Annotated in this window: 11 protein-coding genes; 8 read left to right on the forward strand and 3 right to left on the reverse strand. The window is 66.0% G+C overall.

From position 1 onward, the window contains the following. Positions 1-41: 41 nt before the first annotated feature. Both aguA and IB261_RS17610 read right to left on the reverse strand, forming a co-directional pair. Complete coding sequence (aguA, locus tag IB261_RS17605; RefSeq protein ID WP_192382709.1) at positions 42-1157, reverse strand: agmatine deiminase; 1116 nt, start codon at positions 1155-1157, stop codon at positions 42-44. 301 nt (positions 1158-1458) lie between these two features. Continuing rightward, positions 1459-2346, reverse strand: a complete 888-nt coding sequence (locus IB261_RS17610) for a LysR substrate-binding domain-containing protein (protein ID WP_081518331.1) — start codon at positions 2344-2346, stop codon at positions 1459-1461. 411 nt (positions 2347-2757) lie between these two features. Here IB261_RS17610 and IB261_RS17615 point away from each other — a divergent pair, with 411 nt between their 5' ends. From IB261_RS17615 to IB261_RS17650, 8 genes are all read left to right on the forward strand, one after another. After that, positions 2758-4059 carry an OmpP1/FadL family transporter gene (locus tag IB261_RS17615; protein WP_151187465.1) on the forward strand — a complete coding sequence of 434 codons (1302 nt, stop codon included), beginning with the start codon at positions 2758-2760 and terminating at the stop codon, positions 4057-4059. Positions 4060-4140: 81 nt separating this feature from the next. After that, positions 4141-4812 (forward strand): DUF3313 domain-containing protein, encoded by a 672-nt coding sequence (locus tag IB261_RS17620; RefSeq protein ID WP_081518333.1) that lies wholly within the window; start codon positions 4141-4143, stop codon positions 4810-4812. 138 nt (positions 4813-4950) lie between these two features. Beyond that, positions 4951-6972 (forward strand): alkyl/aryl-sulfatase, encoded by a 2022-nt coding sequence (locus IB261_RS17625; RefSeq protein ID WP_192210781.1) that lies wholly within the window; start codon positions 4951-4953, stop codon positions 6970-6972. A gap of 75 nt (positions 6973-7047) precedes the next feature. After that, positions 7048-8043 (forward strand): AraC family transcriptional regulator, encoded by a 996-nt coding sequence (locus IB261_RS17630; protein ID WP_151187468.1) that lies wholly within the window; start codon positions 7048-7050, stop codon positions 8041-8043. Positions 8044-8345: 302 nt separating this feature from the next. Beyond that, positions 8346-8879, forward strand: a complete 534-nt coding sequence (locus IB261_RS17635; RefSeq protein ID WP_081518335.1) for a sigma-70 family RNA polymerase sigma factor — start codon at positions 8346-8348, stop codon at positions 8877-8879. Next, positions 8876-9850 (forward strand): FecR domain-containing protein, encoded by a 975-nt coding sequence (locus IB261_RS17640; RefSeq protein WP_192382710.1) that lies wholly within the window; start codon positions 8876-8878, stop codon positions 9848-9850. The genes IB261_RS17635 and IB261_RS17640 overlap by 4 nt, the downstream gene beginning before the upstream one ends. Positions 9851-10077: 227 nt before the next feature. After that, positions 10078-12603, forward strand: a complete 2526-nt coding sequence (locus tag IB261_RS17645; RefSeq protein ID WP_192382711.1) for a TonB-dependent siderophore receptor — start codon at positions 10078-10080, stop codon at positions 12601-12603. A 243-nt stretch (positions 12604-12846) separates the two neighbouring features. Continuing rightward, entirely contained in the window at positions 12847-14316 is a 1470-nt protein-coding gene (locus tag IB261_RS17650; protein WP_192382712.1) for a sensor domain-containing diguanylate cyclase, read from the forward strand. Here IB261_RS17650 and IB261_RS17655 read toward each other — a convergent pair. Next, positions 14313-14930, reverse strand: coding sequence for a methylthioribulose 1-phosphate dehydratase (locus IB261_RS17655; RefSeq protein WP_081518339.1), 618 nt, complete (start codon positions 14928-14930; stop codon positions 14313-14315). The two genes, IB261_RS17650 and IB261_RS17655, sit on opposite strands and share 4 nt — an antisense overlap. Positions 14931-14943: the final 13 nt, after the last annotated feature.

The following is a 14943-nucleotide window of genomic DNA, read 5'->3' on the forward strand; positions in this document are numbered from 1 at the left end:
AGGAGCAACGCGGCCCGCGCAAGGCGGGCCGTGTGGGGACCTCAGGTGTGGCGCGCCGGCGCCGCGTACTGGGGCATGGTGATGCAGCCGATGTTGCCGCCGCCCAGGAGGATTTCCCGCGAGTTGTCGATGCCGATCACGCGCTTGTCCGGGAACAGCTCGGCCAGCACGCCCTGGGCGATGCGGTCGTTGGGGTCGTTGAAGAACGGCATCACGATGGCCGAGTTGCCGGTGTAGAAGTTGATGTAGGAGGCGCAGATCTTCGTGCCTTCCTGGCGGTCGAAGCTGCCGTCGACCTGGTCCAGGCCCTCGGCCTCGGCAGCCGTCCACTCCAGCACCTGCGGTTGCGGCAGCTTGTGCACCTCCAGCGCATTGCCACGGGCGTCGCGGGCGCTGCGCAGCACGTCGTAGGCCTCCTGGTAGATTTCCCACTGCGGGTCGCTGCGGTCGTCCGTCCACTGCATCACCACCACGCCCGGCCGCACGAAGCAGGCCAGATCGTCGACGTGGCCGTCGGTTTCGTCGAACTTGCACCCGCGCGGCAGCCAGATCACGTGCTCGGCGCCCAGGTAGTCGCAGAGCCGGCGGGTGACCTCTTCCTTGCCCAGGTGGGCATTGCGGTTGCGGTTGAGCAGGCACTGCTCGGTGGTCAGCAGGGTGCCCTGGCCGTCACTGCGGATGCTGCCCATCTCGGCGACGATCGACGCGCGATAGCGGTCGAAACCTTCGATCTCGAGGATTTTCTGCGCGATCTGGTCGTCCTTGTCCCAGGGGTAATAAAGGCCGCCATCAAGCCCGCCGTAGGCGTTGAACCGGAAGTCCACCCCGCGCATCTCGCCGGTGGCGTCATTGACCAGGAACGCCGGGCCGCTATCGCGGAACCAGGTGTCGTTGCAGGTCATTTCCACCACGCGCACATTCTCGGGGAGCATGCGCCGGGCGTTGGCGTACTGCGCGGCGGAGGCGCAGACGGTTACCGGCTCACTGCTGGCGATGGCGCTGACCACCTCGACCCAGATCTTCTGCGCCGGCTTGCCGCCGTTGCGCCAGACGTCCGTGCGCTCGGGCCAGCCAAGCCAGCAGCGGGCCTTGGGTTCGAATTCGCCGGGCAGGCGGAAGCCGTCGGCCTTGGGCAGTGTCGAGTGGGTGCGAGACATCGGTGGTACTCCGCAATCAGGGACTGGAATGCCTCAAGGTTGCCGGCTCGCCGCGGAGAGCACCATTGATGAATTTCGCGGAATAGCTGAATTCAATTCATCGAAAACCAGCAAAAAGATGAGACCCACCAACAGTACCGACTTTACCGGCAAACCTCGCCGTAGGATGGGTGGAGCCTGCGATACCCATGCTGCCTGGGCTTCACGGCGCATCGATGGGTATCGCTGCGCTCCACGCCATCCTACCTGGCGTTCATCCTGCGAGATGCAGGTCAAGCCGCCAGAACAGACCGCGCCGGACTCACATGTCATTGAGCTGGTCGGTCATCCATTCGATGAAATCCGCTACCGCCGGCTTCTCCAGACGCAGGCGTTCGCAAACCAGCGCGTACTGCCCCAGAGAGGTGATCTGCGCGGCGAACGGGCGCACCAGCCGGCCGCTGGCCAGGTCCTCGGCGCTGGTCAGGTTGTCGCCGATCGCCACGCCCTGCCCGCGCACCGCCGCTTCCATGGTCAGCCCGGCGTGGCCAAGGTAGACGTGGCGGCTGGGGCGGATGTCGCTGGCGTGGGTGGTCAGCCAGGCAGTCCAGGACTTGCCGTCCTGGTCGTCGTGCAGCAGGCAGTGGCGCGCCAGGTCGCGTGGATGCTTGAGCGGCGACTGGTTGAACAGGCCGGGGCTGCACACCGGGAAGAACTGCAGGGTCGGCAACGGCCGCACGAAGTAGGTGCTGGCGTCCGCCGGACCGGTGCCGTAGGTGATCGCCAGGTCGATCTCGGCGGCCGGCCCCGGCGCCTCCAGCGGCTGTTCATGCAGGTGCAGGACTACCTCCGGATAGCGCTCGGCGAAATCCGCCAACCTGCCCACCAGCCACTTCTGCGCCAGCTCCACCGTCACGGCGATATGCAGCTGTGCCTGGGAGCCCGGATCGCGCAACTCATCGCATGCCGTACCGATCAGCTCGAAGGCCTGCTGCAAACTGCGCAGCAGGCGCCGCGCCTGGGGAGTGGGCTGCACCTGGCGACCCTGGCGCTCGAACAGCGTCGCCCCCAGTTGCTCTTCGAGCTGGCGTATCTGGTGGCTGACCGCACTGTCGGTGACACACAGCTCGGCGGCGGCGCGGCCGAAGTGCGCATGGCGGGCAGCGGACTCGAAGGTGCGCAGGGCGGTAAGCGAGGGCAGGCGGCGCATGGGTGGCAGGTCTTTTCGAAGAATGGCGGCCGGCATGCTGACCGAGGCGCCACGCCCAGCGCAAGCCACGGCATCGCGGCAGGGGCCTCACTCATTTCGCGACAGCCGCCACCCGCACGGGGCCAATGCCACATTGCGGGGGCACAGTCGTCCGGTAACGGGCCAATCGCCAGGCCAGACGATTGGAGACTCTTTCTGCCGCTGGTTGTGTCGTCTCCTGCACATCTATCGCGTCTTGAAGCAAAACCCGTGTTGCATATCCCGGATCGCTATCTAGGCTCTTTCACACAACCTGCTTCCCCATGTCCTATGGGTAGCAGGCTCAACGTCTCCAGAGCGCATTCGGAGCGAATGCCTTTCATGTCGCCGAGGCGACGCGAGAGCCAGTCAGGGATCAGCAGGGGATGCTCGATGACCAGAGACAGCACAGGCGCCGCAAAGGCCATCAGCGCCACCATTGCCACATCGCTTTGTATCCTGTTCTCCGGCCCCGCCGCCGCGGGCGGCATCATGATCTACGAGGCCGGGCAGGAAGGCATGGGCCTGGCCAACGCCGGCTCCGCCGCCCTGGCCAGCGACCCCAGCGTGCTGATGAGCAACCCCGCCGGTATCGCCAGGCTCAAGGGCACGCAGATCAGCGCCAACGCCCAGGTCATCCTCGGCGACCTGCGTTTCTCCCGTGACGACAACAACCAGTTCGATGGCAACGAAGGCGGCAACGCCCTGGAATGGCTGCCCGGCGCGAGCTTCTTCGTCAGCCAGCAGATCGACGAGCGCTCGGCCATCGGCTTCGGCATGTACGGCAACTTCGGCCTGGCGCTGAACTATGACGATGACTGGGCCGGCCGCTACTTCAGCCAGGAAACGGCGATCATCGGCGTGTCCTTCCAGCCGACCATCGCGCACAAGTTCACCGACGACCTCACCGTCGGCATCGGCCCGCGCATCGTCTACGGCTACTACCGCACCGAGATGGCCATCAACAACAACCTGCTGGGCCTGCGCGACAACCCCGACGGCCAGCTGGAATACAAGGACACCGACGTCGGCGTCGGGGTCAACCTGGGCCTGCTCTATGACCTGAGCGAGCGCACGCAGATCGGCCTCGCCTACACCAGCAAGGTGAAGCTGGAATTCGAAGACAGCCCCGACGTGAGCAAGATCAGCAACCCGATCATCAATGCCGCGCTCAACCGCCTGGACGTCAGCTCGCTGGAGCTGGACGTGAACATCCCGCAGACGGCGACCCTGAGCATCGCCCACCAGCTGGACCCGCAGTGGAAGCTGCTGGGCAGCCTGGGCTGGCAGGACTGGAGCGAGTTCGGCGAGATCGGCGTGGACGTCGACGCCAACGCCGGCGGCGTCGACCGTACTGTCGACCGCAAGTACAAGGACACCTGGCACGCCTCCATCGGCACCCAGTACCAGGCCACCCCGCAATGGCGCTGGAGCCTCGGCCTGGGCTACGACAGCTCGGCGGTGGACGACAAGGACCGCACCGTGGACAACCCCATGGCCGAGACCTGGCGCCTGGCGACCGGCATCAACTACCAGGTCGAGGAAGGCCTCGACCTGCACCTGGCCTACACCCTCGTCTGGCTCGGCGACATGGACGTCGAGCAGACCAAGTCACGCTCCGGCGAGACCCTTTCCGGCACTTACAACAACGCCGCCCTGCACATCATCGGCGGCGGTGCGACCTGGCGATTCTGACGGCCTACGCGACGACAAGAGCGCGGCCCTGACACTGCGATACGACACCTTCCACAAGAAACATCCCTAAGGAGCACTGCAATGAACCTGAAATTCCTGGCCCTGCCGCTGTGCGTGGCCACCCTTACCCTCTCCGGCTGCGCCAGCAAGTACGTGGAGCCGGAGAACTACTCAGGCTTCCTCAAGGACTACAGCGTCCTCAAGGAAGAGAAATCGCCCTCCGGCGCGCCGGTGATGCGCTGGATCAAACCCGGCATCGACGTCAGCCAGTTCACCAGCGTCTACGTCGAGCCGAGCCAGCTCTACCCGAAACCGCAGCCCAGCGAGAAGATCCCGCAGAGCACCCTGGACGGCATCACCCAGTACTACGACCAGGCGCTGCAGACGCAATTCTCCAAGGCCCTGCCGCTCGCCACCGGCCCCGGCCCGGGCGTGCTGATCGTGCGCCCGGCGATCACCGCCGTCAGCGCCGAGACCAAGGGCCTGCAACCCTACGAGGTGATCCCGATCGCCCTGATCGCCGCCGGCGTCAGCACCGCCACCGGCATCCGCGACCAGGACACCAGCATCGCCACCGAAGCGGCCTTCCTCGACGGCAGTGACGGCAAGGTGGTCGCCCAGGTCGTGCGCAAGGGCGCCGGCACCGAGCTGGAGAACTCCTCCCAGGTCATGAGCGCCAACGACGCCAAGGCCGTGCTCGATGGCTGGGCGCGGGACATGCTCAAGTCCTATGAGCAACTGAAACACAAGTAACCCCCTGCATGGCCCGCCAGCCGGCGGGCCATGCCCACAAGGCCCCGACGCACCACCCGATGCAGTGAGGAAGTCACCGACATTCAACGCTGGCAGTTGCCCCGCAGGTACAGCGCATTCCGCAAGAAGGAGCTTGAAATGAAAGCGATTGCCCGATCCCTGAAGCCGTTTGGCCAACTGCCAGGCCAAGGCCTGTGGAAATTCAGTGCCTCGTTCGCCCTGGCCGCCGCCATCTCCATGACCACCCAGGCCTGGGCCGCCGAAGCGCCCAAGGCTGCTACCGACGCGACCAAGTCCGCCAACGACGCCCTGCTCAAGGAGCTGCCGTTCGACGACAAGACCTCGTTCGAGCTGGCGCACAAGGGTTTCATCGCGCCGCTGCCGTCCGAGCCGATCAAGGGCGAGAAAGGCAACCTGATCTGGGACCCGGCCAAGTACAACTTCATCAAGGAAGGCCAGGCCGCGCCGGCCTCGACCAACCCGAGCCTGTGGCGGCAATCGCAGCTGATCAACATCTCCGGTCTGTTTGAGGTCACCAAGGGCCTCTACCAGGTGCGCAACTACGACCTGTCGAACATGACCATCGTCGAGGGCAAGACCGGCATCACCATCTTCGACCCGCTGATCTCCGAGGAAACCGCCCGCGCGGCGCTGGAGCTGTACTACCAGCACCGGCCGAAGAAACCGGTGGTGGCGGTGATCTACACCCACAGCCACGTCGACCACTACGGCGGCGTGAAGGGCGTGGTGAAAGAGGAAGACGTCAAGGCCGGCAAGGTGAAGATCTACGCACCCAAGGGCTTCCTCGAACACGCCGTGGCCGAGAACGTGATGGCCGGCACCGCCATGAGCCGTCGTGCCAGCTACATGTACGGCAACCTGCTGCCACCGAGTGACACCGGCCAGCTCGGCGCGGGCCTGGGCACCACCACCTCTGCCGGCACCGTGACGCTGATCCCGCCGACCGACATCATCTCGCAGACCGGCGAGAAGCACGTCATCGACGGCCTGCACTACGAGTTCCTCTACGCACCGGGCAGCGAGGCCCCGGCCGAGATGATGTACTACATCAAGGAAATGAAGGCGCTGAACACCGCCGAAGACTCCACCCACACCCTGCACAACACCTACTCGCTGCGCGGCGCGAAAATCCGCGAGCCGCTGCCCTGGTCCAAGTACCTCAACCAGGCGCTGAAGATGTGGGGCGACGACGTCCAGGTGATGTATGCCATGCACCACTGGCCGGTCTGGGGCAACAAGGAAGTCAACGAGCACATCGGCCTGCAGCGCGACATGTACCGCTACATCAACGACGAAACCCTGCGCCTGGCGAACAAGGGCCTGACCATGACCGAGATCGCCGAGCAGGTGAAGCTGCCCAAGGCGATCGCCACCAAGTTCTCCAACCGTGGCTACTACGGCTCGCTGAACCACAACGTGAAGGCGACCTACGTGCTCTACCTGGGCTGGTTCAACGGCAACCCGGCGACCCTGCACGAGCTGCCGCCGGACGAGGAAGGCAAGCGCTACGTCGACATGATGGGCGGCGCCGACGCGGTGCTGAAGAAGGCCAAGGAGTACTACGACAAGGGCGACTACCGCTGGGTAGCCGAGGTGGTCAACCACGTGGTCTTCGCCGACCCGAACAACCAGGCGGCGAAGAACCTGCAGGCCGATGCCCTCGAGCAGATGGGCTACCAGGCCGAGAGCGGCCCGTGGCGCAACTTCTACCTGACCGGCGCGCAGGAGCTGCGTAACGGCGTGCAGAAGCTGCCGACGCCGGACACCGCCAGCCCCGACACCGTCAAGGCGATGGACCTTGATCTGTTCTTCGACTACCTGGCCATGCGCCTGAAAGGCCCGGAAGTCGAGGACAAGAAGATCACCCTGAACTTCGACTTCACCGACCTCAAGCAGAAGTACCTGCTGCAGATGGAAAACGGCGTGCTCAACCACACCGAAGGTCTGCAGGCCAAGGACGCCGACGCCACCATCACCCTGACCCGCGACACCCTCAACAAGCTGATGCTCAAGCAGGCGACGCTGAAGGATGCCGAGGCCTCGGGCGACATCAAGGTCAAAGGCGACCAGGCCAAGCTCGAAGAGCTCATGAGCTACATGGACAACTTCGACTTCTGGTTCAACATCGTCACGCCCTGACCGGGCCGCAACAGCCAGGCCGGCGGCACGCGCCGCCGGCCTGGCGCTTTCCTCGCAGTCCTGGAGGCCCCTCACATGGATACCGTTCGCGGCACCGCTTTCCTCCAGTTCGGCGAACTGCTCGCCGAGCGCGGCGCCTCGCTGCGCGCTCACCTCACGCCGCATCGCATCGACCTGAACGTCGTCGGCGACTACGAGAAGAAGTTCTCCTACCGCAGCCTGGTGCAGATCTTCGAAGGCAGCGCCCGCTCACTGGCCATGCCGGAATTCGGCCTGGAACTGGCGAGCCGGCAGAAATCCACCCTGCTCGGTCCCCTGCAACACCTGGCGCAGACCGCGCCCACTGCCGGCGAAGGGCTGGCTGCGGTGGTGCGCTACATGCGCCTCTACAGTCCCTCGATCCTCTTCCACCTCGAGCGCCGCAACGACTGCACCCTGCTCTGCTTCGACAACGCCCTGCCATGCATCGAAGAGATTCCGCAGATCGTCGAGAAGTCCCTGCTGCATGGCCGGCTGATGATGGCCGAACTGCTCGGCACGCCCTTCCAGCCCACCACCGTGCTGCTGCGCCACCAGCCGCAAGCCGAGCTGGCGGTGTACCGGCGCTACTTCGGTTGCCCGGTGCTGTTCGGCCAGGAATACAACGCCCTGGCGATCTCCCAGCGTGACCTGCAACGTCCCTGCGTACGCCACGACGCCACGCTGCACGCCATCGTTAAGTTCTACCTGGAAGCACATTCAGGCGCCGACGAGAAACTCGGCTTCGAGGTCGAGCGGCACATCCACGCCCTGCTGCCCCGGCAGCGCTGCAACCTGGAACAGGTGGCACAACTGCTCGACCTGCACCCGCGCACCCTGCAGCGTCGGCTGGCCAACGACGGTATCGACTTCGAAGAGCACGTCGACCAGATCCGCCGCCGTCGCGCCGAACAACTGCTCGGCCAGTCCGACCTGCCCATCGCGCGGATCGCCCAGGAGCTGGGCTACCGCCGCACCACCTCATTCTGCCGCGCGCACCACCGCTGGTTCGGCATGGCGCCCATCGAGCATCGGCGCGCGCTGAAGGCCTGAGTCCGCCACACCCGCGATCGACTCAATGCCGCTCCGCTCCGTTGGGCGCATAACCCGGAACGGCTTATCCGCCGGCAGCCTGACGGCGGATAACGCTGGCGCGTTGTCCGCCCTACCAGAGCAAACACACTGCTGCGCCAGTGGCACCAGGCCTGTGGTCGCGCGCATGACGCGCACCTCCAGCAGCCCAGCGATACCGACGATCACTCGAACATTCCCTGCAAAGCGTTATTGCCCTGAGGCCAGGCATTCGGTTATTTTGATAATAATTCGCATTTGCGCGATCCATCGTCCGGCCGCCCATGACACGACCCATCGCCTGCGCCCATCGAGCCCAAGTGGCCAGCCTCTACCGCGAGAACCACGGCTGGATCCAGCAGTGGATCAATCGTCGCCTGGGCAACGCCAGCGATGCTGCCGAGCTGGCCCAGGACGTCTTCGTGCGCCTGCTGGCGCAGCCACGGGAGTTCGAGAGCGACGTCCACGCCCGCGCCTACCTGAGCCGCATCTCGCTGCACCTGTGCGTCGATTTCTGGCGCCGCAAGCAACTGGAGAAAGCCTGGCTCGAAGCCCTGGCGCTGGTGCCGGAAAGCCATTGGCCGTCGCAGGAGCACCAGGCGATCATCCTGGAAACCCTTGGCCAGCTGCAGGACCTGCTGGAACGGCTGCCGCCCAAGGTCGCCGCCGCCTTCAGCCTGTCGCAGCTGCACGGCATGGGTTACCGGGAGATCGCCGAGGAGCTTGGCGTTTCGGTCCGTACGGTGACCAAGTACATCGCCCAGGCCATGTTCCAGTGCGCCCTGCTCGAGGCGGAACTGGACGGAGTGCTGCAATGAGCGCGCGCCCCGGCCTCGACCACGCCACGCTGGAATGCGCCGCCGACTGGTTCGCACGCCTGCAGGAATCCCCCAACGACGCCGAACTGCGCGCGCAATGGCGCCGCTGGCTCGACCAGGGCGAATCACAGCGCCTGGCCTGGAGCTACATCGAACGCATCGGCCAGCGCTTTGCCGGCCTGCAGGAGCAGGGCCCTGCCGCGCACCGGACGCTGGCCAGCCTGCGCACCGGCAAGCAGACCCGCCGTCGACTGCTCAGCCAGTTCAGCGTGCTGGCCGGCGCCGGCCTGTTCGGCTGGCTCGGTTGGCGAGCAAATCCCATCGCCAGCCTGCACGCGTGGCGCGCCCAGTACCGCACGGCGGTCGGCGAGCGCCGCAGCGAGCGGCTGAGCGACGGCACACAAGTCTGGCTCAACAGCGACAGCGCACTGGACGTTCATTTCGACGACGCCCGCCGCGAGCTGGTGCTGTACGCCGGTGAAGTGCTGATCGAGACCGGCCACGGCGACAGCCGCCCCTTCCAGGTCCGCACCCGTGCCGGCCTGCTGCAGCCGCTGGGCACGCGCTTCAGCGTGCGCGAAATCGGCCCGCGCACGCAGCTCAATGTCTACCAGGGCGCGGTGCGCGCCACCCTGCAGGACAGCGGCGCCAGCCTCACCCTGCAGGCGGGCCAGGGCGTCGTCTTCGATGCCCGCGAAGCCGGTGCGCTGACCCGCGCCGAAGCCCGCCGCGAAGCCTGGAGCCGCGGCCTGCTGCTGGCCGAGGACATGCCGCTGGAAGAATTCATCGCCGAACTCGGCGGCTACCGGCGCGGCCACCTGGGCGTCGCCCCCGCCGTGGCACGGCTGCGCGTCATGGGCAGCTTCCCGCTGGCCGACACCGACCAGGCCCTGGCACAGCTGGAAGAGGCGCTGCCGGTGCGCGTACAGCGGCGTTTCGACTGGTGGGTGACGGTGGTTCCACGAAGCTAGCCAGGCGCTGAACGCATTCGTAGGGCGCATAACCCGGAACGGGTTATCCGCCGTCAAGCTCGCGGCGGATAACGCTGACGCGATATCCGCGCGACGTGTGTTGGCGAGCAACAGCCTCCCCGCTCAGGTGGCACCCTGCAAAAAAGTTTTCGAGAATGGTTCCGATTTTCCGTTCTGCTTCGGATTACTAGGAAACACTCCTAATAACCGGACGCCAAGGAACCGGAATGTCACGCCAAGACCAGCACTTCCCGAGCAAAAAGCATCCCCTGTTTCTCGCCATCGCCCTGAGCCTGGCCACCGTCGCCCCGCTCACGGCAACCTCCACGGCGATGGCCGAGCAAGCTCAGCGCCAGAGCTTCGACATTCCCGCCGGCCCCCTCGCCCGCCAGCTCAATGAGCTGGCCGCGCAGACCGGCCTGCTGCTGGCCGCCGACGCCGAGCTGACCCGCGACCGCCAGAGCCAGGCCGTGCGTGGCAACTACAGCGCCGAGGAAGCGCTGGACGTGATGCTGATGGGCAGCGGCCTCGCAGCCCTGCGCAATGGCAACCGCTACCAGCTGGTGCCGATCCCGCGGGACGACGCCGCGCTGGAGATGACCGACACCACCATCATGGGCCAGGGCATGGGCCAGGCCACCGAGAACAGCGGCAGCTACACGCCGGGCCTGACCAGCGTCGGCTCGAAGACGCCGACTTCGCTGAAGGAAACCCCGCAGTCGGTCTCGGTAATCACCCGCCAGTTGATGGACGACCGCCAGATCACCGACATCAACGAGGCCATGAAGGCGGTACCGGGGATCACCGTGCAGAGCGGCACCTTCCGCCTGCAGGACTACTACTCGCGCGGCTTCGCCATCCAGAACATCCAGCTCGACGGCGCCGCGCCGATGGCCCTGGGCACCACCGCCGGCTCGTTCTACTCCTCCAACGTCTACGACATGGCCGAGTTCGACCACGTCGAAGTGCTGCGCGGCAGCTCGGCGCTGTTCGGCGGCACCGGCGACCCCGGCGGCATCATCAACCTGGTGCGCAAGCGCCCGCTGGATACCTACCAGCTGAAATTCAGCGCCTCCGCCGGCACCTGGGACAACTACCGCTCCGAGCTGGACGTGACCGGGCCGCTGGGCTTCGACGGCAAGCTGCGCGGGCGCGCGGTGGTGGCCTACCAGGATCGCCAGTACTTCACCGACAACCGTGCCACCGACAAGCCGATCTTCTACGGCGTGCTGGAAGCCGATGTCACCGACGACACCCTGCTCACCGGCGGGATGCGCTTCAACCAGGTCCACGAAACCGGCACCGCCAACGCCGTGCCGCGCTACAGCAACGGCGTCGACCTCGGCCTGCCGCGCCATACCGGGCTGTCCACCACCTGGGCCTACGCGGATGGTTTCTCCCGCGAGTACTTCGCCAAGCTCGACCACCGCCTGAACGACGATTGGAAGCTCAACCTCAGCTACACCAACATCTACGACACCATCGAAACCAACAACGCCACCACCCTGGGTTCGGTGAACCCGGTGACCGGCACCGGGGTCACCCGCTACGGCACCTGGATCACCCAGTGGAGCGAGCAGGACCTCTGGGACGCCAACGTCTCGGGCAACTTCAGCCTGTTCGGCCTGAACCACCAGCTCACCGTCGGCGGCGACTACCAGGACATCGACAGCCGCTGGCAGGGCACCCCGCGCTTCGCCACGGCCGGCGGCGCGGTGGACGTGTTCGACCCGAACTCCACGCCCTGGACCGACCCCGGCACCCGCCCGGACGTTACCCGCAACTACAGCCCCAACAGCCAGACCCAGTACGGCCTCTACTCCAGCCTGCGCCTGCAGCTGGCCGAGCCGCTGCACCTGATCCTTGGCGCGCGGGTGCAACGCTACAAGTTCGACCAGACCTACCAGACCCTGGCCAACGGCACCTGGAACACGCAGTCGCGCGTCGACATGCGCGAACCGACCAGGACCACGCCGTTCGGCGGCATCGTCTACGACCTCAGCGACGAGTGGGCCGCCTACGCCAGCTACGCGGAAATCTTCAAGCCGCAGCAGAACTACATGGCCGGCCCGCTGGGCAGCGGCAGCACCCTCGACCCCATGACCGGCAAGACCTACGAGACGGGCCTGAAGGGCGAGCTGTTCGACGGCAGGGTGAACACCAGCGTGGCGCTCTACTACACCAAGCGCGAAGACCAGGCCGTGCTCGACCCGCAGTACGACGCCACCTCGGTGCTGTTCGGCGGCAACTGCTGCTACGTCAACGGCGGCGAAGTCGTCAGCAAGGGCGTGGACATGGAAATCTCCGGCGAGGTACTGCCGGACTGGATGGTGATGGCCAGCTACACCCTCAACCTCAACAAGAACCGCACCGTCGGCGGCGAGCTGAGCACCATCACGCCCAAGCACCTGGCCAAGCTGTTCAGCACCTACCGCCTGCCGGGCGACTGGTCGAAGTTCCGCGTCGGCGGCGGCGTCGATATCCAGAGCGCGACCAAGGTCAGCGGCACCGCCTCCTACTACGACAGCAACGGCAACGTGACGCAGGCCGACGTGCCGTACGACTACCAGCAAAGCGGCTACGCGGTGTGGAATGCGCTGGTCGACTACCAGCTGGACGAACACTGGAACGTCGCGCTCAACGGCAACAACCTGTTCGACAAGAAGTACTACCAGACGGTCGGCACCTCGACCTATGGCAACGTCTATGGCGACCCGCGCAACTTCATGCTGACCGTGCGTGCGACGTATTGAGAATCGGGCCTTCATCAAAGCTTAATCTTGCGCCGGCAGACTGAAGCCAGTCACCAATGGTGCGTGACCCATGAATGCTGCCTGTTCCAGGCAGCATTTTTTTTTGCCCGCCAGTCGGGGCACACCGGCAGGAGCAGCCCATGTTCTTCCTGCCGGGGAATACCGGACAACCCGGCCGATTGCTGCTATATGCCTTGAGGCACGCACCGATGTGCAGCCGCCCCTCCCTGTATGGATACCGGCATGCCGATCCGCCGTTCAAGCACCATCCTTCTTGCCAGCCTGGGCCTGACCGGCGCCATCGGCGTCCTGTCGACCTGGGCCATTCTGGAAATGCGCCACGACGCCCTCGAAGTCGCCAGTGCCAACGGCCACAACATCGCCCTGCTGGTGCAGCGCGACATCCAGCGCAACCTCGACCTCTACGACATGACCCTGCAGGCCGTGGTCCACGCCCACGCCCAGCCGGAGATACGCGGGCTGTCCATGGACACGCGCAACCTGCTGCTGCGCGCCTACACCGCGCCCACTCGCGGCATGGGCTCGGTGTTCCTGACCAACGCCGACGGCATCGCCACCTACAGCTTCGGCAAGGAAGTACCGGCACGCATCGACCTCTCCGGCCGCGAGTACTTTCACGCGCTACGTGTATCGCAGGGCGACGCGCCCTACCTCAGCCACCCGTACATCCCCTACTCCAGCGACGCCCGCAACAGCGTTGCGCTGAGCCGACGCCTGGAGCACGAGGACGGCAGCTTCGCCGGGGTCGTCGGCGCCAACCTGGAACTGGCCTACTTCAGCGAACTGTTCAGCGACCTCAACCTCGGCGAAGGCGGCACGGTCAGCCTGCACATGCGCGACGGCACCCTGCTCGCGCACTGGCCGGACACGGAGCCCGCCGCGACGCTGGGCGAGTCCTTCGAGCGCTACCGCAGCAACGGCGCGGAGAACTTCTTCGACACCAACAGCGACGGGCTGGAGCGCTGGCACGACTTCCGCCCGGTGGACGGCTACCCGCTGGTGTTCAGCGTCGCCCTGCCATCGCGCGAGATCTACGAGGACTGGTACTGGCGCGCCAGCCTGATCGGCTTGCTGGGCGTTTCCCTGGTCGGCGCGGTCATCGGTCTCGCGCTGCTCGCCCTGCGCCAGATGCGTGAGCGCGACCGCCAGGAAGCCGAACTGCGGCAGGCCGCCAGCACCGACCCGCTGACCGGCCTGAACAACCGCCGCGCCTTCGACCTGCGCGCCAACCACGAGTGGTCGCGCTACCAGCGCAGCGGCGCCGCGCTGTCAGTGATGCTGATGGATATCGACAAGTTCAAGGCCTACAACGACCACTACGGTCACCCCGCCGGCGACGCCGCACTGAAGACCGTGGCCCGGGTGATCGCCGAGTGGGCACGGCGCCCCGCCGATTGCGCGGCGCGCTTCGGCGGCGAGGAATTCGTCGTGCTGCTGGGCGACAGCGAGGAAGCCGATGCCCTGGAGCTGGCCGAGCACATCCGCGCCAGCCTGCAGGCCCTCGCCGTGCCGCACGAGCATGGCCCGCTGGGGGTGCTCACCCTGAGCATCGGCGTGGCCAGCACCTCGCAATTCAGCCCCGCCGACTGGGCCGAGTTGCTGCAGTCTGCCGACAGCGCGCTGTATCGGGCAAAGGATGGCGGACGCAACCGGGTGGTCGGCTTCCGTTGCGCCTCAGTCGAAGCCTCCTAGCCGCGCAGGCTCAGCACCTTCAGCTCGCACTCGAAGAGAAACTCGAACGCCTCCACCTGGCGCAGCGCATCGCTCATCTGCGCGCCCCAGGTGTACAGGCCATGGCCGCGAATCAGATAGCCGGGGCAATCCGGGTGGGCGTCGAGCCAGGGCTGCACCTGGGTGGCCAGGCGGGCGATGTCCTGGTCGTTGTCGAAGATCGGCACGCTGACGCGGCCTTCATGGGTACTGACGCCGGCAAAGGCCTTCTGCAGCTCGTAATCCTCCAGTTGCAGACGATCACCGACGGTCAGGCGCGACAGCACGGTGGCGTTCACCGAGTGGGTGTGCAGCACCGCGCCAATCTCCGGTCGCCACGCATAGAGCTGGGTATGCAGCAGGGTTTCCGCCGAAGGCTTCTTGCCCGGCTCCAGGCTGTTGCCGGCCAGATCGGTTTCCAGCACATCGTCCTCGCCCAGCTGGCCCTTGTGCTTGCCGGAAACGGTGAGCAGAACGCGATCCGCCGTCAGGCGTGTCGAATAGTTGCTGCTGGTGGCCGGCGACCAGCCACGGCCGTAGAGGAAGCGGCCGGCGTCGATGATCTGCCGGGTGAGTTGCTGGCGGGTATCGGTCATTTCAATAAAGATC

The organism is Pseudomonas sp. PDM20, assembly GCF_014852575.3.
Classification (GTDB): Bacteria; Pseudomonadota; Gammaproteobacteria; order Pseudomonadales; family Pseudomonadaceae; genus Pseudomonas.

What these genes read in the sequence shown, in the direction of transcription:
- aguA (WP_192382709.1), bottom strand. Translation starts at nt 1,157, where the DNA reads ATGTCTCGCACCCACTCGACACTGCCCAAGGCCGACGGCTTCCGCCTG.
- IB261_RS17610 (WP_081518331.1), bottom strand. Translation starts at nt 2,346, where the DNA reads ATGCGCCGCCTGCCCTCGCTTACCGCCCTGCGCACCTTCGAGTCCGCT.
- IB261_RS17615 (WP_151187465.1), top strand. Translation starts at nt 2,758, where the DNA reads ATGACCAGAGACAGCACAGGCGCCGCAAAGGCCATCAGCGCCACCATT.
- IB261_RS17620 (WP_081518333.1), top strand. Translation starts at nt 4,141, where the DNA reads ATGAACCTGAAATTCCTGGCCCTGCCGCTGTGCGTGGCCACCCTTACC.
- IB261_RS17625 (WP_192210781.1), top strand. Translation starts at nt 4,951, where the DNA reads ATGAAAGCGATTGCCCGATCCCTGAAGCCGTTTGGCCAACTGCCAGGC.
- IB261_RS17630 (WP_151187468.1), top strand. Translation starts at nt 7,048, where the DNA reads ATGGATACCGTTCGCGGCACCGCTTTCCTCCAGTTCGGCGAACTGCTC.
- IB261_RS17635 (WP_081518335.1), top strand. Translation starts at nt 8,346, where the DNA reads ATGACACGACCCATCGCCTGCGCCCATCGAGCCCAAGTGGCCAGCCTC.
- IB261_RS17640 (WP_192382710.1), top strand. Translation starts at nt 8,876, where the DNA reads ATGAGCGCGCGCCCCGGCCTCGACCACGCCACGCTGGAATGCGCCGCC.
- IB261_RS17645 (WP_192382711.1), top strand. Translation starts at nt 10,078, where the DNA reads ATGTCACGCCAAGACCAGCACTTCCCGAGCAAAAAGCATCCCCTGTTT.
- IB261_RS17650 (WP_192382712.1), top strand. Translation starts at nt 12,847, where the DNA reads ATGCCGATCCGCCGTTCAAGCACCATCCTTCTTGCCAGCCTGGGCCTG.
- IB261_RS17655 (WP_081518339.1), bottom strand. Translation starts at nt 14,930, where the DNA reads ATGACCGATACCCGCCAGCAACTCACCCGGCAGATCATCGACGCCGGC.